We start from the raw sequence: 19460 nt of genomic DNA on the forward strand, positions 1-19460 counted from the left end.
TGTTTAAAACAAAACCTGACAACTACTATAACAGTTGCCAGGTTTTAAAGTTGTAAAATGATGTATTACAAGGAGGCAGGCGATACTGTCTGACGGCCTTGTACGCGCCCACTCTTCATCAAACCATCGTATTGACGCATTAAAAGTTGAGTTTCAATTTGTTGCAAAGTATCCAAGATTACACCCACCATGATCAGCAGAGATGTTCCTCCAAAGAAGGAAGAGAAAGACTGCTGAACGCCAAGGCGTTGTGCAAATCCGGGCAGGATACCTACTACCGCCAGCAATACGGCGCCTGGCAGGGTGATCTTGTCCATTACTGAACCGATATAATCAGCTGTGGGTTGACCAGGCTTCACACCGGGGATAAAACCATTGTTACGCTTCAGGTCATCAGCAATTTGCTTAGGATTGAAGATCAAGGCAGTATACAGGAAGGTAAAACCTACCACCATCACTGCGTAGATCAACATATACCAGAAATTACTGTGGTCACCGAATATTTTGGCCAGGCCACGGGTAGAATCGAAGTTAGACAACAAAGTAGGCAGGAACATGATTGCCTGGGCAAAGATGATCGGCATTACACCAGCACTGTTCACCTTAATAGGCAGGAACTGGCGGGCACCACCAAACTGGCGATTACCAACGATCTGCTTGGCATATTGTACAGGTATTTTGCGTACACCCTGGATCAGGATGATCAGGCCCATGATGATGGCAACCAGTACAGCAATCTCAATAACGAAGAGCAACAAACCACGGCCGCTTCCACCGGTAGTCTTAGCACTCCATTCCTGCATCAATGATTGGGGAAGACGAGCCAGGATACCTACCATGATGATCACAGAACTACCATTACCCAATCCTTTATCGGTGATCTTTTCACCCAGCCACATTACGAATAAAGTGCCGGCACTGAGGATCACAGTTGTTGAAAGCCAGAAATAACCAGCATATGCTTCCACCATTGCATCCTTGTTGGTCTGGTGCAGGTAGGCCACATAAGCACTGGCCTGCAGGATAGCAACAGCTACAGTCAGGTAACGGGTGTACTGATTGATCTTTTTACGTCCACTCTCCCCTTCTTTCTGCATTTTCTGGAATGGTGGGTAGAGAATGGTCATCAGCTGCATGAAGATCGAAGCGGAGATATAAGGCATGATACCCAATGCCAGGATGGAAGCCTGTGAGAAGGCGCCACCGGCAAAAGCATCAATGAGGCCAAGAATACCACCACCTGATGCGGCTGTATTGATCCGGGTAGGATCAATACCTGGCAGTACGATATGTGTACCGAGGCGATATACGGCTATCAGGGTAATGGTCACCAGGATCTTACTCTTCAGTTCCTCAATACTCCAGATGTTCTTCAGGGTTTGTATGAATTTTTTCACGGAATCCAGAAATTTTTTATGATGGCCTCTGTTTTGAAAACCACAAACAGGTTTGCTGAAAAGACCATTCAATCCTTATGGCAAACCTGCTGTACCGTTATATAAAACCGGTTAACTACTAATCTGTTTTTAACAAAAAAGACGCATGCTAGGATGCGTCTGTGCAAGTTACGTAAAATTACTTTACAATTTCCACAGTCCCACCGGCTGCTTCAATAGCAGCTTTAGCTTTGTCGCTCACTGCATTTATCTTGAAAGTTACTTTAGTTTTCAGCTCGCCATTTCCCAGCACTTTTATCAGGTCGGTGCGGCTTATCAGTCCGTTGATGTAAAGGTTCTCCAGGGAGAATTCTTTCAGTTCATATTTCTCAACCAGATGATCTACCTGACCGAGGTTAAATACTTTGTATTCAACCCTGTTTATATTATTAAATCCACGTTTTGGCAAACGACGCTGGATTGGCATCTGACCACCCTCATGGGCGTTTTTGCGTTGGTAACCGGCCCGGCTTTGTCCACCTTTGTTACCTTTGGTAGAAGTACCACCCTTACCGGATGCTTCACCACGGCCAAGTCTTTTCTCTTTATGCGTTGCGCCTTCTGCGGGCTTGATCTGATGTAATTTCATGTTTTTTGATTTTTACTCAACGGGGAATCTCCCCTCGCTTTTTAATGTGTTAATTAGTCAATTTGAAAATTTGAAAATGATGCAATCGGATGTAATAATAATCATCAAATTAGCACATTATCAAATCATCAAATTAATTAGGCCTGCTCTACTTTTACCAGGTGGGTTACAGTGCGAACCATACCCAGGATCTGCGGTGTAGCTTCTACTTCTTTAGTAGCATTCAGTTTGTTCAATCCCAGTGCCTGCAAGGTCAGTTTTTGACGCTCAGGTCTGTCGATTCCGCTTTTTATTAAAGTGATCTTGATCTTGCTCATGATTTAATCATTATGATCGGCCGTTTACCAGTCAACAGTTGTCTTGCGACACCTGTTTCCCGGCTTTCGACTGAAAAGTTATCCGTTAAATACTTTCTTCAGGTTCAGTTTGCGTTGTTTGGCAATAGTGATCGGCTCACGCAACAGCGCCAGTGCAGCAAAAGTAGCTTTTACCACGTTGTGCGGGTTAGCAGAACCGAGAGACTTGGCCAATACGTCGGTAATACCTACGCTTTCCAATACAGCGCGCATGCTGCCTCCGGCGATTACACCGGTACCATGAGCGGCTGGCTTGATCAATACCTTGGCTGCACCAACTTTCGCCCACTGATCGTGGGGTACAGTACCATGCATAATAGGAACTTTTATGAGGTTCTTCTTAGCATCTTCGATGCCTTTGGTAATTGCTTCCTGTACTTCTTTGGCTTTTCCGAGACCATGTCCTACCACACCGTTTTCATTACCTACTACTACCAGGGCAGAAAAACTGAAGGCGCGACCACCTTTAGTGGTTTTTACCACCCGGTTGATGGCTACCACTTTCTCTTTCAGCTCAAGATCGCCGGCTTTAACTCTGTTTAAATTAACTTTTGCCATTATTTCGATTTGACGATTTTAATTGTAAATATCCTAAGGGATTAGAATTGCAAACCACCTTCACGTGCACCATCAGCTACACTCTTCACACGGCCATGATACAGGTTGCCACCGCGATCGAATATTACAGCGCTGAGTCCCAGTTCAGTAGCCTTGCGGGCAATTGCCAAACCTACCAGTTTGCTTTTTTCAATCCTGGTACCTTTCTGAGCAGCAATTTCCTTATCCTTAGAAGAAGCCGCAGCCAGTGTTACACCAGTAACGTCGTCGATCAGTTGCACATAGATATCCTGATTGCTTCTGAAAACGGACAGTCTTGGTTTAGTAGCTGTGCCGGATACTTTCTTACGGATCCGGTAGCGGATTTTCTGTCTTTTTACTAATTTATTCATTGCTCTTTATTTTATATCCCCCGATACTGCCGGGAGTTAATTTTCAAATTATTTACCAGCAGCCTTACCAGCTTTACGACGAATAACTTCACCAGCGTATTTAACACCTTTTCCTTTGTACGGCTCTGGCTTACGGAGGCTACGCAATTTAGCGGCTACCTGACCGATCAGTTGTTTGTCAATACCTTCCAGGCTGATCTTAGGATTCTCCCCTTTTTCCTGGGAAGTAGCCAGTTTCAGTTCCTTGGGTATTTCGAAAATTATATTGTGAGAGTAACCGAGCGACAAGTCGAGCAGGTTACCCTGGTTAGAAGCTTTGTAACCCACACCCACCAGCTCAAGATTTCTCTTGTAGCCTTCTGTTACACCTTTTACCAGGTTGGCTACCAGGGCACGGTATAAACCATGCATAGCACGGTGGCGGATCTGGTCAGTTGGACGTGCAAAAGTGACTGTGTTGTCTTTAATTTCTACAGTGATATCACGATCGATAGCCTGTTTTAATTCACCTTTAGGGCCTTTTACAGTCAGTACATTGTCCTTTCCTATCGCGGCAGTAACGCCAGCCGGCAGTACTACGGGTTGTTTACCTATACGAGACATAAAAAATCAGTTTAATTATTACCGTTTATTGTTTCCTGCTACCGACCGGTCAGCCTGGTATAGGCCCGGCTTAATGTATCAGTAACATGTATGAGCCATAAGAATGGCTCATAAGATTAATAGATGTAGCAAAGAACTTCACCACCTACGTTCTGCACTTTGGCTTGCTTATCGGTCATTACTCCTTTAGAAGTACTGAGGATAGCTACACCCAAACCATTCTTCACACGTTTGAACTCAGCAGGGGTAGCATATTGACGCAAACCCGGGCGGCTTACTCTTTCCAAAGACCTGATGGCAGGTTCTTTTGATTGAGCATCATACTTCAGGGCGATCTTGATCACACCTTGTTTGTTGTCATCCTCAAATTTGTATTTCAGGATGTAGCCTTGATCGTACAGAATTTCTGTAATACGCTTTTTAAGGTTAGAAGCCGGGATCTCTACGATACGGTGGCCTGCTAATTGTGCGTTACGAACTCTGGTCAGAAAATCTGCTATAGGATCTGTTACCATTTTTATAGAAGTTATGTATCAGTTCTAAATATTATTGAATCTATTCTACAGGATGCACTGCTACGGGACTGATAGTTACCGTAACCCATATCCTGCAGCAGTTTATTACCAGGAAGCCTTACGCACACCCGGGATCTTACCGTTAAGGGCCATCTCACGGAAAGTAACACGGGAGAGACCGAAATAACGCATGTATCCTTTGGGACGACCAGTCAACTGGCAGCGATTTTTCAGGCGAACCTTAGAAGAATTCTTCGGCAGTTCATCCAATGCCTGCCATTCTCCGGCAGCTTTCAAAGCAGCACGCTTTTCAGCATACTGAGCTACCATGTGTTCTCTTTTCCTTTGTCTGGCTTTAACTGACTCTTTTGCCATAATAATTACAAATTCGAATTTTGAATATCGGGACCAGAAAGTCGTACGATCAGATCCCGGATTTGTATTTTGTACTTCGTTTTTAGTACGCTGAGGTACTTAGTCTTTCTTACGGAACGGCATACCCATTTCCTTCAGCAGCTCATAAGCCTCTTCGTTGGTATTTGCCGTTGTAACGAAAGTGATATCAAGACCGGTGATCTTGTTTACCTTATCGATATCGATCTCCGGGAAAATGATTTGTTCTGTAACTCCGAGAGTATAGTTACCACGACCATCAAATGCCTTCTCATTCACACCTTTGAAGTCACGTACACGAGGTAAAGCGGTAGCGATCAGCCTATCCAGGAACTCATACATCTTCACTCCACGCAGCGTAACACGGGCGCCGATTGGCATGTTCTTACGCAGTTTGAAGTTAGAGATATCCTTCTTGGACATAGTAGTAACCGCTTTCTGACCAGTGATCTGTGTAAGCTCATCTACTGCTATATCTACCAGTTTCTTATCGCTTACAGCACCGTTCACACCACGGTTCAGGCAGATCTTTTCCAGACGGGGAACCTGCATAATGCTGTCGTAGTTAAAACGCTTCATCAGGGCAGGTACAACATCTTTCTTGTACTTATCTGCTAATCTCGGAGAATATTTTGTTGTGCTCATTTTTTAAAGCTTTGAACTATGTGCCGCGAGCTGCGAGCCTATAGCGTTTGCAATAATCTATCTTAATTGCTGCAGCCCGTAGCTTATAGCCCGTAGCCGGCAGCTTGGTTTACTTTATAACTTCACCGGATTTCTTGGAAACACGTACCAGTTTGCCATCTTCGCGGGTACGCTTTGCCTTGGTGGCTTCGCCTTTTTTGGCATCCCACAACATCACATTCGAAATGTGGATAGGTGCTTCCTTCTTCACGATACCGCCTTTGGTATCACGGGCAGAAGGCTTGGTGTGACGGGTAACGATGTTCACTCCTTCAATCAGCACCCTTTCTTTGTCTGGATAGATCTCCAGCACTTTGCGGGGCTTCTTAACATCTTTATCGTCACCTGTGATCACCACCACGGTGTCACCTTTTTTAACGTGGAACTTTGGTTTAAATCTGTTGCTCATTTTCTTATACTTTATCTCTTACAGAGAATTATTGACTAAGCTTTTGTTGACAGTAGATGTGTGAATAAATCGTTATTCACCACCCAACTATAATACTTCAGGCGCCAGTGAAATGATCTTCATGTAACCCTTATCACGCAGTTCACGTGCAACGGGTCCGAAAATACGGGTGCCACGGGGCTCATCAGAAGCATTCAACAATACTACTGCATTGTCATCAAAGCGGATATAAGATCCGTCTTTGCGGCGCAGCTTGTTCTTGGTACGAACAATAACGGCTTTAACAACAGTACCTTTTTTAATACCACCGGCAGGAATTGCATCCTTTACGGTAACAACAATCTTATCGCCGATCTTCGCGTAATCCTGGCCACTATTACCCAACACACGGATACACAATACTTCTTTGGCACCACTATTATCAGCTACGTTTAATCTGCTTTCTTGCTGAATCATTTTTTTAAGCTTTAAGCTTTTAGCTATTAGGAGTTAGCCAATAGCTAATGATGAAATATATATTCCTAGAGTTGTCAGCCAAAAGCTAATCGCTAATAGCTAACGGCTTATTCGTTACTTAGCCTTCTCAACTACTTCAACCAGCCTCCAGCGTTTAGTTTTGCTGAGCGGACGGGTTTCCATGATCTTAACCACATCACCTATAGTACACTCATTCTTTTCATCATGAGCATGGAACTTGGTGGTCTTCTTTACGAACTTACCATAGATCGGGTGCTTTACTTTTCTTTCTACCGCAACGGTAATGGTTTTAGCCATCTTGTTGCTGGTTACAACACCAGTTCTTGTTTTACGCAAATTTCTATCTAACATTTTTTTAGGTTTTAGCTTTTAGCACTTAGCTATTAGCGCTCAACTTATATAGTTTGTTCTCTTTATCTTGTACAGCTAACTGCTAAGAGCTAACTGCTAATAGCCTTATACAGCTTGTTGCTTCTGCTTCAGCACTGTTTTCAGACGAGCGAGATCCTTGCGAACGGCACGGATACTCATGGGGTTCTCCAGGGGAGAAATTGCATGAGCAAACTCCAGCTTCTTCAGGCGCAGTTCGTCTTCCTGGATCCTGGCTTTCAGGTCAGCAGCACTCAGATCTTTCAGGCTTTTTACAAAATCAATTTTCTTAGACATGATATACAATTTGAAAGTTTGGCAATTTGAACATTTGAAAAAAACAACGCACCTACCCTATTCTCCCTTCTCAAATGCTCAGCTTACACAGTATGTTTTACGCTTGATAATCCCTGCGAACGATGAACTTGGTCTTGATCGGCAGTTTTTGTGCAGCCAGTTCAAGCGCTTGTTTGGCTGTTGCTTCACTTACGCCATCGCATTCGAAAATGATACGGCCTGGTTCTACTACAGCAGCCCAGAATTCGGGGTTACCTTTACCTTTACCCATCCGCACTTCCTGTGGCTTGCGCGTAATTGGCTTATCGGGGAAAATGCGTATCCACACATTACCTTCACGTTTCATTGAACGGGTCAGCGCCTGACGGGCAGCTTCGATCTGACGGTTGGTCAACCATATTGGTTCCAGGGCTTTCAGACCGAAAGAACCAAAAGAAATGGTAGTTCCGCGTTTTGCTACTTCCCGGATGCGGCCTTTTTGCGCTTTCCTGTGTTTCGTCCTTTTAGGCTGTAACATCTATTAACAATTTGAAAATTTGATAATTTGAAGGTTTCATGATCAGCGGGGCGTCTACTCCCCAGGCGTTCATTAACCTCTTCTGTTGTTTCCACCGCGGAATCCACCGCCACCACCGCCTCTGCGGTCACCACCACCACCGCCACCTCTGCGGTCTCCACCACCTCCGCCTCTGCGGTCATCTCTGCGTTCTCCACCTCTTCTGTCTCCACCTCTCTGATCATCACCACCTGGCCTGTCTCTGCGGTCGCTAACATCACTCTTACCACCAACGAAGTTGGGGTTCAGGTCACGTTTGCCAAGTATTTCACCTTTACAGATCCATACTTTGATACCTATTTTACCGTACACAGTCAATGCAAACACATTGGCGTAATCAATATCCATACGCAGTGTGTGCAAAGGAGTACGACCTTGTTTGATTTCTTCCGTACGGGCAATTTCAGCACCGCCCAAACGGCCGCCCACCTTGATCTTGATACCTTCAGCACCCATACGGAGCGCAGAAGCGATCGCCATCTTGATAGCGCGTTTGTAGTTAATACGGTTCTCGATCTGGCGGGCAATCGTATCACCTACGATCATGGCATCCAGCTCAGGACGGCGTATTTCGAGGATGTTGATCTGTACATCTTCCTTACCGGTCAACTTCTTCAACTCTTCTTTAATACGGTCTACTTCGCCACCACCTTTACCTATGATGATACCGGGCTTAGAGGTATGAATGGTAACGATCAGTTTATTCAGCGTACGCTCAATAACGATCTTAGAGATACCACCTTTGTTGATACGAGCCATCAGGTAAGTCCTGATCTTGTTATCCTCGATCAACTTAGTAGAAAAATCTCTTTTGTTACCATACCAGTTAGATTCCCAACCGCGGATAATCCCCAACCTGGCACCAATAGGATTTGTTTTCTGACCCATTTATTATAATTTGAAAATTTTATAATTTATAACAGTAAGCGCTCAATTACGCTTTTACAGTTTTCGTATCAACAATGATCGTTACGTGATTGCTGCGTTTACGTAAGCGATATGCTCTTCCCTGAGGAGCGGGCAACATCCTTTTCAGGGTACGTGCACCGTCAACAAAGATTGTTTTTACCACCAGTGCAGCATCCGCAGCACTTTTGCCTTCATTCTTTTGCTCCCAGTTGTTAATAGCGCTTTTCAACAGCTTGTACAAAGGAGTGGCGGAATGTTGTGGATGGTGTTCCAGCAAAGCCAGGGCTTTCTCCACTTCAACACCGCGGATCTCATCAGCCAGCAAACGCATTCTGCGGGGTGATGTGGGATAATTTCTGAGTTTAGCTACTGCTTCCATTTTATTCTGGTTTCTCGTTTCTGGTGGTTTGTTGCTGATCCGATCAACCAGCAACAAACTCCAGCAACTATTTTAAATTATGCTACTTTTTTACTTGAGTGTCCTTTGAAGTTGCGCGTAGGTGCAAACTCACCCAGCTTATGGCCTACCATAAATTCAGTCACGTATACCGGGATGAATTTATTACCGTTGTGCACGGCGAAGGTATGCCCCACAAAGTCTGGTGTAATGGTAGAACGACGGCTCCAGGTTTTGATAACACCTTTCTTGGCTTTGCCTTCGTTTACAGACAATACTTTTTGTTCCAGCTTCGCGGCTACATAAGGACCTTTTTTTATCGAACGAGCCATATATACTTAATTTGAAAATTTGAAGATTTAAAATCAGCGTTTGACTATTTAGCTAATTTTTTACCATTCTTACGTTGGATGATCAGCTTGTCGCTTCCTTTGCCACGTGTACGTGTCTTCAGACCTTTAGCGTACTTACCAGTCCTTGAACGTGGGTGACCACCGGATGCTCTACCTTCACCACCACCCATCGGGTGATCTACAGGGTTCATCGCTACACCACGGGTGCGGGGGCGAATACCTTTCCAACGATTACGGCCAGCCTTACCTTTCATCTCCAGGTTATGATCGCCATTGCTCACGATACCTACGGTAGCGAAGCAGTTGATCAATACCTTTCTCAGCTCACCGGAAGGCATTTTCAAAATAGCGTAACGTTCTTCTTTATTGGTCAATTGAGCAGAAGTACCGGCACTGCGTACCAGTTTACCACCCTGACCAGGTTGCATTTCAATATTGTGAATATTGGTACCTAATGGCATGTTCTTCATTTGAAGCGCATTACCGATTTCAGGCGCCACAGCATCACCAGCAATTACAGTAGTACCTACCTGTAAGCCCTGGGGAGCCAGGATATATCTCTTTTCACCATCTGCATAATTCAGCAGGGCGATAAAAGCAGTACGGTTTGGATCATACTCAATAGAAACCACAGTAGCCTCGATGTCTTTCTTGTTCCTCTTGAAATCAATGATACGGTACATTTTCTTGTGACCGCCACCGATATAGCGCATTGCGCGGCGTCCCTGTACGTTACGGCCACCTGTAGATTTTACTTTTTCTACCAGGCTCTTTTCCGGAACATTCGTTGTCACTTCTTCATATGCATTACCAATTCTCCAGCGTGTTCCGGCCGTAATTGGTTTATACTTTTTCAGTGCCATGTTTTAAGTCTTATTCTGTGTTAAAAATCGTTTTGTCAATCCTTTGCGGCGTTTGACGCGCCATTCTTATCAATCCTTATTCCGCGAAGCGGGAAAGATTAGATGTTAGCGTACAGATCGATAGTCTCACCTTCTGCAACAGTAACATACGCTTTCTTGTAAGCTGGTTTCACACCAGAGATAAATCCGGCCTTAGTGAAACGGCTCTTTGCCTTACCTGGAACAACGGAAGTATTCACATCTACAACAGTCACACTATAAAAACCTTCTACCGCTTTCTTAATTTCCAGCTTATTGGCTTTGCGACCAACTTTGAAAGCATAAGTCCTGCTCTTGTCAGTAAGCTTATTGCTTTTTTCAGTTACGATCGGCTTTATCAGTACTTCTGAGAGTTTCATAATAACTCAGTTTGAAAATTTGAAAATTGTTATGCTACTACTTCAGCTTCATCATCGATGAAGATCTTGGCAGCGCTTTCAGTCAATACCAGTACATTGGCATTTACGATATCATAAGTATTCATGTCGGCGATCAGTGCAGCATTTACAGCAGGCACGTTGCGCAGGCTCAGGTACAGGTTGTCGTTGTACTCGGGCAGAATAACCAGTGATTTTTTATTGGCGATGTTCAACGCTTTCAGTGCACCAACAAAAGTCTTTGTTTTAGGTGTATCCAGGTTGATATCTTCGATGATCACGATGGCATTTTCTTTAGCCTTGTAAGACAGGGCGCTGATCTTGGCCAGGTCTTTTACCTTACGGTTCAGTTTGAAATCATAACCGTGGGGCTTAGGTCCAAAGATGGTACCACCACCTTTGAAGATAGGAGCACGCAGGTTACCTTTACGGGAACCACCAGTACCCTTTTGGCGGTGCAGCTTCTTGCTGGAACCTTGTACTTCAGAGCGCGTTTTCACTTTGTGAGTACCCTGACGCTGTGCAGCCAGATATTGCTTCACAGCCAGGTAGATCACGTGATCATTTGGCTCAGTACCAAAGATCTCATCAGGTAACTCTACTGAGCGACCTGTTTTCTTACCGCTTATATTAAATACATCTACTTGCATCGTACGCTATTTTTCAGTTCAGAAAGTTGACTTCTTATACAGTTGCCGGTTTTCTGAAGTTGTTATTTTTGAATTAATACAATTGATCCGATGTGTCCGGGTACTGAACCACTTACCAGGATATAGTTCTTTTCAGGGAATATCTTGATAACCTTCAGTCCTTTCACCTTCACACGGTCTTGTCCCATCCGGCCTGCCATGCGCATACCTTTGAATACGCGGGAAGCATCAGATGAGTTACCGATAGAACCCGGAGCACGCTGACGATCGTGTTGACCGTGAGATTGCTCACCTACCCCACTGAATCCGTGGCGTTTTACAACACCCTGGAAACCTTTACCCTTGGTAGTACCTACTACTTCAACTTTTTCACCTTCTGTGAAAATGTCAACAGTAATAGATTCTCCAAGAGCTTTCTCTATGGAATAATCACGAAATTCTTTTACAAACTTTTTTGCGGCTGTATTGGCCTTTGCGAAGTGATTCTTTTCTGAAGCGAGTGTGTGCTTTTCTTTCTTGTCGCCGAACGCTAACTGCACAGCGCTATAACCATCAGTGTCTTTTGTTTTGACCTGGGTTATAACACAGGGACCGGCCTCGATGATGGTGCAGCTTGTTTGCTTACCATCAGGGCTGAAGATGCTGGTCATCCCGATTTTTTTGCCAATAATTCCTTTCATCGTTGTTCGTTTTTGCCTTCTCGGTTTAAGAGACATTTGCGGTATGATTGTCACAAACCTTGCTGTCCGGGAGGACAGAGAAGGCACAACCATGGCAACTTCAATCCCCGTTTGCTATCGACCTTTTCTTTTGCTGCCTGTTTTATTTCACCTTATATGAAAACCACAGGCATTCGAAGTACCGATAGTAAACTAACCTCGAAGGGCTAGTTCATATTTAATTTGTTAATGAACCTGACAGGTCTAACCCTGTCAGAATATTTTAAATGATTTACCCAGCGCTACTTTATCTGTTGCCAACGGCAACAAAGTTTGCAGATAGGTTTAAAAGAACTTAACTACTTGTGATCGTAGTGTTATATAAAAAACCCTGTCAGGATTTTAGAACCCTGACAGGGTTCATCAAATGCTCATCAGGCTTTGATCTCAACTTCTACACCACTGGGTAAGTCGAGCTTACTCAGGGCGTCCACCGTACGGCTGGAAGAAGTATAAATATCCAGCAAACGCTTGTGCGTGCAAAGCTGGAATTGCTCACGGCTTTTCTTATTCACGTGCGGCGAGCGCAAAACGGTAAAAATCTTCTTACGGGTAGGTAAAGGAATAGGACCTGTTACTACCGCTCCGGTGCTGCGCACTGTCTTCACGATTTTCTCTGCAGATTTATCTACCAGGTTGTGATCGTAAGACTGTAATTTGATTCTGATTCGTTGAGACATAGTTCAATCCCATTTTTCTAATGGGGATGCAAAGGTAAGTGTAGTTTGATTACTTACAAAAGATTTGAAGAGAAATTTTGCATTCTTACACTAAAAATCTGTCTCTATCCGTTCATTGGCCCTGCTTTTTCCAGCATTGGGACACAAATGCCAGGTCCTTACCTGGACTATTCCAATTCGTAACTTGTAACCAACTGTCATTTAAAACATTAACATACAAATACTTATAAGTACAATCTCTGATAATAACTTAGCCCTTTTCCTAATTTTTCCGATTGGGTTGGTTGTTTTTGCTTTCTGCCCAGGCTTCTGTGGTCAAAACAGCCGCGCCGGCCAATACCCCAAAGCCCACTGCTGCCGATTTTCCAAATCCGGTTACCTCCTGCACATAAGCCCACTCACCTGCCTTCTCCCTGTTGTAGGCAAACTTTTTGGGATTAAGACCCGTACGGTACACTTCAGATATATAAAAACTGTGCTGGTAGGCTACAGGTACCAGCGTTGAATCGCCTACTACAATGGCCAGGTAACTCCTGAATCGCAGGGGTGAGTTGCCGGCATCAAAAAATGCCTGGTCTGCATAGGCCGAATTGCCGTCGGCCATATGCATCTTGATCTTGCGCAGGGCTGAATCAGGAATATTCTTCAACAGCTTATTGGTAATGCCCAGTGGGGTCTTAGTAATAAATGACTGGGGAGGGATCATTTGAATGCCGGGTGGCAGGTTGGCCGTACCGTACACACTGGCGTCGGTGGCACTAAAGCCCTGTGTCCAGCTGATGGAGGAAGCGCTCACAACTCCATGGACGGACACCTGATCAGGAGAATAACTAATAGCATTATCATTGATGATCAATGCAGAACGCTTCCAATCAATAAAAATAGGCTTGTCTAGTTTATTCCTCACCAGTAGGTTTACCGGCGCATTTTGCCCATTGAAATTATACACCATCTGCAGGGTATCATTTTCAATGGTAAATTCCTGGTGTTCATTCTTTTGAAGCTGATCACTGCTAATGCCGAGATACTGGTACCTGTTGCAACCAGCCAGCAGGATAAGGAAAGCTAGAGTGGGTATAAGTAGGCGCATAAACTTTTCTTGAATTTAATACATCCATTGTTGAAGGATTGTTAAATGAGGCCCGGCTGCGGGCCAGTATCAGCGCAAGGCCTGGGGCCTTCTTTGAAGCACTGCCCTACCATTGATAATTCCATAACCAACTGCTGCACTATCAGTTGTAGCAGCACTTTGCACCACATAAAAGCGATCACCGCGCTTATCGCCATTCAACAATTCCGGCGAATTAGCCATTTTCACCAGCTCCGACACATAAAACGAGCAAGCAGCTGGCAAGGGTGGGTAGAATATACTTCATTGGTAGGTTTTGATATCAATTTAACACAGATTATCAGGTGTTTATGTTAATGAAAACTGAATTCACGACTATTTATTAATCAGGCTTGGCCTGATAGCATGCTGATACGCCGGGTAACAGGGATTTGCTATTATGATCCTGGCCGATAGCACCTTACTAAGATCAATAAACCTATATTATATATGCAACAAAGGTCCATTGACTCTTCATAGATTCTCCATTATGTAATGGAGGATGAATGGAGAATCAATGAAGAAATAATGTAGTTAGAATGATTTATTAGAGGTTGAATATACAATCAAGAGACTATAAAATAAAAAGACCGGTAACCATGAAACCATGATTTACCGGTCCTCGTTGAAATATTGCTCAAAAACAGTGCGGTTGGCGGCCACTCGAAGGGGCCGCAGCCCGTTAGCCTTATCTTCCGCCCGGAGGGCAATGCAATTTGAGGTAGTTGGTGTATAAGGTAGCCAAATGCTGGTATGTGCCAGGCCCTTCCGAAATGCTGTGCGTACGGTTGGGATAGGACATCAGCTGAAACTGCCTGTTGTGCTTAACCAGTTCGTTGATAAGCATTTCGGCATTGTTGTAATGTACATTGTCATCTCCTGTACCGTGGATATACAACAAGTTGCCTTTCAGGTTTTTGGCATAGGTAATGGGCGATCCCTTCACAAAATCTTCCCGGTTTTCCTGGGGCAGTCCCATGTAACGCTCCTGGTAGATATTGTCGTAGGTCAGTTGGTTACCTACGGCTGCTACGGAGATGCCGGTCTTATAGATCTCGGGAAACTGGAACATGAGGTTGAGGGTAGCCGAGCCACCGCCGCTCCATCCCCATACGGCCACGCGGCTGGTATCGACATAAGGCCATTTCAGGATCTCGGTAGCAGCCAGCGCCTGATCGCGGATATTCACCAGGCCGATCTTGCGGTATACGATCTTACGCCAGTTCCTGCCCTTGGGTACAGGGGTACCTCTGTTATCAATAGAAATGTAGATATAACCATCTTTGGCCATGCTGCCTTGGTACAGGAAATTGCCTTCCACACCAAACTGGTCTTTCACATTCTGGCCCCAGGGCTCGGTGTATACATAAAATACAACCGGGTATTTCTTGGTAGCATCGAAATTATCCGGCTTCACCATCCAGGCGTCCATTTCCACTCCTTCGGATGTTTTTACTTTGAAGAACTCCACTTTGGAGCTTGTCTTATCGGCCTTGGCAACTGCATCGGCTACTTTATTCTCTCCGTTCAGGCCTTTATGGTCGGCCAGGGAGATCATTTCATTGGTATAGCTGGTATAGTAGTTGGAGAATACATGTTGGGCAAATTTGGCATTGGGCGATATATCATAATCATGTGTGCCCTGTTGATTGGCCGGAGATACACGTTCGGCTTTGCCTTTACCATCTAGTTTGGTACGATATAGGAATTTCTGCGTGGCATTATCGGGAGAGGCCATAAAATACACAAAGCCGCCCTTTTCGTCGATACAGGTAATTTCCATCACATCGTAGTTACCAGCGGTGATAAGGGTCTCTTTCTTACCATCGCGGCTTACGCGGTACAGGTGGCGCCAGCCGTCTTTTTCGGAAGCCCAGATAAATTCTTTACCGGCATTGAGCCAATCCCATCCACCCCAGATATAGTCATTGTCCCACAGAGGTAAAATATCGATCCAGGCAGAATCCTTTTCGGTATAGATTGTTTGGGCAGCACCGCTCTGTACATTGCACAGCATGAGCTGGCTTTCATTTTGCTTGCGGTTGAGGTGCTGGATGATGAGTTCAGTGCTGTTGGCAGCCCATTCTACCCGGGGCACATAACTTTGCCATACGGGATCGGTAGGGATGGCCATCCATTTGGTGCTGGCAGTTGAAATATCCACTACACCCACTTTAAAGGGAGAGGGTGCTTCACCAGCACTGGGATACTCCACCGGCACAGCAAAGGGATAAATAGAATCGGTATTGTTCACCATCAGATAGTCCTTGGTATTCTTGGCATCGATCTGCCAATAAGCAATTTGCTTACTGTCGGGGCTCCACCGGAAACCATCGCGGCAGAAGAATTCTTCTTCATACACCCAATCGAATGTGCCATTAATGAGCTTGCGGTTGCCATCTGTAGTCAGTTGTTTTACCGTGCCGCTGGCCAGGTCTTCTACATAAAGGTTGTATTCACTAACATACGCTACTTTGGAAGCATCGGGAGAGAATTTGGCAAACATGAGGGAGGAGGCTGGACGGGCCTTTCCTACTTGTTTGAGGCTATTGGTATTTCTGTCGTATACCCAGTAATCGCCCCGGGTATTCAGTCGCCATACCTTTTTGGTGTTGGTAAAGAGTAGGATCTTCTTATCATCTTCGGAAAAGGAAAAACTTCTGAAGGTGATCGGCTTTTGTCCCTGGGGCGTTAACTGCTCTTTGGACAACAATACCGTTTTGGTGTTTTGCGGAAGGGTAAACTGTACCAGTTCCCCACCCTGCACACTATAATAACCATTGCCATCTTTGGTCCATTTTACTGCTCCCTGGGCCTGGAGCAGGTGTACGGTAAAGATGCCCAGGCATAAACAAAGCAACCTGGTAAAGAAGGCAGACTGACGATCCATACGTAAAAATTTAGGGCGGTAAATTAAAGCAAAAGTCTGAATACCAGTAAACCGGTATTAACCTATTTAATAAAGTGTGGACCATACCTAATACCGCAATGCGGTGGTTTGCTACCCGGATCACGGGGTATTTATACATAAAAAATCCCGGCGTAAGCCGGGACCTTGCTAACCTAAGCTTCCTTTTTTAAATGGGAGGCGTGTGTATCCTTTGACCTGAAATAAGTAGTGGGTAGATCTGCACAGCTACGGAATATCCGTTGCCGTGGTTGTTTGACAATTACCTAAAACGAAGGTTTAATGAAGGGGTGCCTTTTAATGATTCTTTAATAAAAGGCAATAAAAAAGCCCCTCCGAAGAGAGGCTCTTTTACGTGAGTTTCATCATTGCTATTTGAAATCACTTGGGGGAGAGTTGCAGCCACATAGGGCGGCACTAATCAAAAGCCGTGTAGTTTAGGGGCTACACTGCAATATATGACAGGTTCGCGCATTTTACAATACAAACTAATAAGTGTGCATAATAAGCACATAACTGTGCAGTTTTGGCGGATAAGTGTGCAGGTGACAGGTTATATTTATTGAATATATCCTGCTTATCTCACCAACAAAAAGCCCCGCCAAATGGCGGGGCTCTATAAGGAATGCACTTTTAAAATTATTCGCTCACTTTTTGCCTTCCTTTCACCTTGGCGATCACTTCTTCAGCGATGTTGTTAGGTGCAGGAGAGTAATGGCTGAACTCCATGGTAGAAGTAGCACGGCCAGAGCTTAGGCTACGCAATTGTGTTACGTAACCAAACATTTCACTCAGGGGCACTTTGGCCTTGATAACCTGGGCACCTGCGCGGCTGTCCATACCTTCGAGCATACCACGGCGACGGTTAAGGTCACCTGTTACATCACCCATGTACTGGTCGGGCGTAATTACTTCCACTTTCATGATAGGCTCCAACAATACGGGTTGTGCTTTGCGGCCTGCTTCCCGGAAACCTTGCTTGGCGCAAAGTTCGAAAGACATGGCATCAGAGTCAACCTGGTGGAAACTACCATCAAATACGCGGACCTTCACATTCTCTACAGGGTAGCTGGCCAATACGCCAGTGCCGAGTGAGTTCTGGAATCCTTTCTGGATAGCAGGAACGAATTCACGGGGGATAGATCCGCCGAAGATATCATTCACAAACTGAAGGTTATCTTTTGGATTTGCTTCCAACCATTCAGCATCAGCAGGCCCGAGCTCGAAAATGATGTCAGCGAACTTACCACGACCACCGGTCTGCTTCTTCAGGATCTCACGGTGCTCAACAGTTTTGCGGAATGCTTCTTTATAAGCAACCTGGGGAGCGCCCTGGTTTACTTCTACTTTGAACTCACGACGCATACGGTCGATGATGATCTCCAGGTGCAACTCACCCATACCACGAAGGATGGTTTGACCGGTATCTTCATCTGTATTTACACGGAGTGTAGGATCTTCTTCTACCAGCTTGGCGATGGCCATACCCATTTTATCCACATCGGCCTGTGTTTTAGGCTCTACCGCGATCGCGATCACCGGCTCGGGGATAAACATGTTTTCCAAAGTGATCGGGTGGTTCTCATCGCAGAGTGTATCACCGGTCTTGATCTCTTTGAAACCAACAGCTGCACCGATATCACCAGCTTCGATGAAGTCGATGGGGTTTTGCTTGTTAGCAAACATTTTCATGATACGGCTGATACGCTCTTTCTTACCGCTTCTTACGTTCAATACATAAGAACCAGCATCAAGGTGACCGCTATAGCACCGGAAGAACGCGAGACGACCTACGAAAGGATCGGTCATGATCTTAAAGGCCAATGCAGCGAAAGGAGCTTTAGGATCAGGCTTACGTGTGATCTGCTCACCGCTATCAGGATCAGTACCTACAGTATCTTCAATATCAACAGGAGAAGGCAGGTAACGACAAACGGCATCCAGGGCAGTTTGTACACCTTTGTTCTTGAATGAAGAACCACACATCATCGGAACGATGCTCAGATCGATCGTAGCTTTGCGGATGGCTTCATGCACTTCTTCCTCAGAAATGGTATTGGGATCGTCGAAGAATTTCTCCAACAATTTGTCGTCGTATTCAGCAACAGCCTCGATCAGGTTTTGCCTCCACTCTTCAGCTTCAGCTTGCATATCAGCAGGAACAGGAATTTCGTCGAAGGTCATACCTTCAGTTTCCATATGCCAGATGATACCTTTCATCTTGATGAGGTCAACCACACCCTTGAAGTCATCTTCTGCACCGATAGGCAATTGCAAAGGCACGGCTTTAGCGCCGAGCATTTCTTTTACCTGCTTAACTACCATCAGGAAGTCAGCACCGGAACGGTCCATTTTGTTAACGAAACCGATACGGGGAACTTTATAACGGTTAGCCTGGCGCCATACAGTTTCAGACTGAGGCTCTACGCCGTCAACTGCTGAGAACAGGGCGATCAGACCATCCAGTACACGCATAGAACGCTCTACTTCTACAGTAAAGTCCACGTGGCCCGGAGTATCAATGATGTTGAAATAATAGCTTTTAGTGTTAGCATCGGCCTTACCTTTTACGGTAGGGAAATTCCATTGGCAGCTAACCGCAGCAGAGGTAATGGTGATACCTCTTTCTTTTTCCTGCTCCATCCAGTCGGTAGTAGCTGCACCATCGTGCACCTCTCCTATTTTATGGATCATACCGGTATAGCGCAGGATACGCTCCGTGGTTGTGGTTTTACCGGCATCAATGTGTGCCGCAATACCAAAGTTTCTCTGTAATCGTAAGTCTGCCATGACTTTGTTGTTGTTTTCTTTTTAATGTAGTGC

25 protein-coding genes are annotated in these 19460 nt (G+C 45.0%); all 25 read right to left on the minus strand.

The annotated features are described in order from the left end of the window. Positions 1–65: 65 nt before the first annotated feature. The gene (secY, locus tag D3H65_RS14560) at positions 66–1397 is read right to left on the minus strand and encodes a preprotein translocase subunit SecY (protein WP_119054521.1); all 1332 of its coding nucleotides are present in this window, start codon (positions 1395–1397) and stop codon (positions 66–68) included. Between the two features lie 178 nt (positions 1398–1575). Continuing rightward, positions 1576–2025, minus strand: a complete 450-nt coding sequence (rplO, locus tag D3H65_RS14565) for a 50S ribosomal protein L15 (protein ID WP_119051008.1) — start codon at positions 2023–2025, stop codon at positions 1576–1578. Positions 2026–2162: 137 nt separating this feature from the next. Next, positions 2163–2342, minus strand: coding sequence for a 50S ribosomal protein L30 (rpmD, locus tag D3H65_RS14570; protein WP_119051009.1), 180 nt, complete (start codon positions 2340–2342; stop codon positions 2163–2165). Between the two features lie 78 nt (positions 2343–2420). Continuing rightward, positions 2421–2939, minus strand: coding sequence for a 30S ribosomal protein S5 (rpsE, locus tag D3H65_RS14575; protein ID WP_119051010.1), 519 nt, complete (start codon positions 2937–2939; stop codon positions 2421–2423). A 41-nt stretch (positions 2940–2980) separates the two neighbouring features. Continuing rightward, positions 2981–3331: a 50S ribosomal protein L18 gene (gene rplR, locus D3H65_RS14580; protein ID WP_119051011.1), complete on the minus strand. Its 351-nt coding sequence runs from the start codon at positions 3329–3331 to the stop codon at positions 2981–2983. 48 nt (positions 3332–3379) lie between these two features. Continuing rightward, entirely contained in the window at positions 3380–3934 is a 555-nt protein-coding gene (gene rplF / locus D3H65_RS14585) for a 50S ribosomal protein L6 (protein WP_119051012.1), read from the minus strand. Positions 3935–4050: 116 nt separating this feature from the next. Then, positions 4051–4449 (minus strand): 30S ribosomal protein S8, encoded by a 399-nt coding sequence (gene rpsH, locus D3H65_RS14590; protein ID WP_119051013.1) that lies wholly within the window; start codon positions 4447–4449, stop codon positions 4051–4053. A gap of 105 nt (positions 4450–4554) precedes the next feature. Then, positions 4555–4824, minus strand: a complete 270-nt coding sequence (gene rpsN, locus D3H65_RS14595; protein ID WP_119051014.1) for a 30S ribosomal protein S14 — start codon at positions 4822–4824, stop codon at positions 4555–4557. Between the two features lie 99 nt (positions 4825–4923). Continuing rightward, positions 4924–5487 (minus strand): 50S ribosomal protein L5, encoded by a 564-nt coding sequence (gene rplE / locus D3H65_RS14600; protein ID WP_119051015.1) that lies wholly within the window; start codon positions 5485–5487, stop codon positions 4924–4926. Between the two features lie 109 nt (positions 5488–5596). Continuing rightward, the gene (rplX, locus tag D3H65_RS14605) at positions 5597–5935 is read right to left on the minus strand and encodes a 50S ribosomal protein L24 (RefSeq protein WP_119051016.1); all 339 of its coding nucleotides are present in this window, start codon (positions 5933–5935) and stop codon (positions 5597–5599) included. Between the two features lie 87 nt (positions 5936–6022). Next, a complete protein-coding gene (gene rplN / locus D3H65_RS14610; RefSeq protein WP_119051017.1) occupies positions 6023–6391 on the minus strand; it encodes a 50S ribosomal protein L14 in 369 nt (122 codons plus the stop codon). Positions 6392–6505: 114 nt separating this feature from the next. Then, positions 6506–6763, minus strand: coding sequence for a 30S ribosomal protein S17 (rpsQ, locus tag D3H65_RS14615; RefSeq protein WP_119051018.1), 258 nt, complete (start codon positions 6761–6763; stop codon positions 6506–6508). A 105-nt stretch (positions 6764–6868) separates the two neighbouring features. After that, positions 6869–7078, minus strand: a complete 210-nt coding sequence (gene rpmC / locus D3H65_RS14620; protein WP_119051019.1) for a 50S ribosomal protein L29 — start codon at positions 7076–7078, stop codon at positions 6869–6871. Between the two features lie 97 nt (positions 7079–7175). After that, positions 7176–7595 carry a 50S ribosomal protein L16 gene (gene rplP, locus D3H65_RS14625; RefSeq protein WP_119051020.1) on the minus strand — a complete coding sequence of 140 codons (420 nt, stop codon included), beginning with the start codon at positions 7593–7595 and terminating at the stop codon, positions 7176–7178. Between the two features lie 72 nt (positions 7596–7667). Further along, the gene (rpsC, locus tag D3H65_RS14630; protein ID WP_119051021.1) at positions 7668–8522 is read right to left on the minus strand and encodes a 30S ribosomal protein S3; all 855 of its coding nucleotides are present in this window, start codon (positions 8520–8522) and stop codon (positions 7668–7670) included. A gap of 46 nt (positions 8523–8568) precedes the next feature. Then, complete coding sequence (rplV, locus tag D3H65_RS14635; protein WP_119054522.1) at positions 8569–8922, minus strand: 50S ribosomal protein L22; 354 nt, start codon at positions 8920–8922, stop codon at positions 8569–8571. Between the two features lie 77 nt (positions 8923–8999). Then, positions 9000–9272: a 30S ribosomal protein S19 gene (gene rpsS / locus D3H65_RS14640; protein ID WP_119051022.1), complete on the minus strand. Its 273-nt coding sequence runs from the start codon at positions 9270–9272 to the stop codon at positions 9000–9002. Positions 9273–9316: 44 nt separating this feature from the next. Continuing rightward, on the minus strand, positions 9317–10156 hold the full coding sequence (gene rplB, locus D3H65_RS14645; RefSeq protein WP_119051023.1) for a 50S ribosomal protein L2: 840 nt from the start codon (positions 10154–10156) through the stop codon (positions 9317–9319). A gap of 98 nt (positions 10157–10254) precedes the next feature. Beyond that, positions 10255–10554, minus strand: coding sequence for a 50S ribosomal protein L23 (rplW, locus tag D3H65_RS14650; RefSeq protein WP_119051024.1), 300 nt, complete (start codon positions 10552–10554; stop codon positions 10255–10257). A gap of 29 nt (positions 10555–10583) precedes the next feature. After that, positions 10584–11222: a 50S ribosomal protein L4 gene (gene rplD, locus D3H65_RS14655; protein ID WP_119051025.1), complete on the minus strand. Its 639-nt coding sequence runs from the start codon at positions 11220–11222 to the stop codon at positions 10584–10586. A 62-nt stretch (positions 11223–11284) separates the two neighbouring features. Next, positions 11285–11902 carry a 50S ribosomal protein L3 gene (gene rplC, locus D3H65_RS14660; RefSeq protein WP_119051026.1) on the minus strand — a complete coding sequence of 206 codons (618 nt, stop codon included), beginning with the start codon at positions 11900–11902 and terminating at the stop codon, positions 11285–11287. Between the two features lie 413 nt (positions 11903–12315). Continuing rightward, positions 12316–12621, minus strand: a complete 306-nt coding sequence (gene rpsJ, locus D3H65_RS14665) for a 30S ribosomal protein S10 (RefSeq protein WP_014220852.1) — start codon at positions 12619–12621, stop codon at positions 12316–12318. Between the two features lie 262 nt (positions 12622–12883). Then, positions 12884–13711 (minus strand): hypothetical protein, encoded by an 828-nt coding sequence (locus tag D3H65_RS14670; RefSeq protein WP_119051027.1) that lies wholly within the window; start codon positions 13709–13711, stop codon positions 12884–12886. A gap of 706 nt (positions 13712–14417) precedes the next feature. Beyond that, positions 14418–16619, minus strand: coding sequence for a S9 family peptidase (locus tag D3H65_RS14675; RefSeq protein ID WP_119051028.1), 2202 nt, complete (start codon positions 16617–16619; stop codon positions 14418–14420). A gap of 657 nt (positions 16620–17276) precedes the next feature. After that, the gene (fusA, locus tag D3H65_RS14680; RefSeq protein ID WP_119051029.1) at positions 17277–19427 is read right to left on the minus strand and encodes an elongation factor G; all 2151 of its coding nucleotides are present in this window, start codon (positions 19425–19427) and stop codon (positions 17277–17279) included. Positions 19428–19460: the final 33 nt, after the last annotated feature.

The sequence above is a fragment of the Paraflavitalea soli genome (assembly GCF_003555545.1).
GTDB lineage: Bacteria > Bacteroidota > Bacteroidia > Chitinophagales > Chitinophagaceae > Paraflavitalea > Paraflavitalea soli.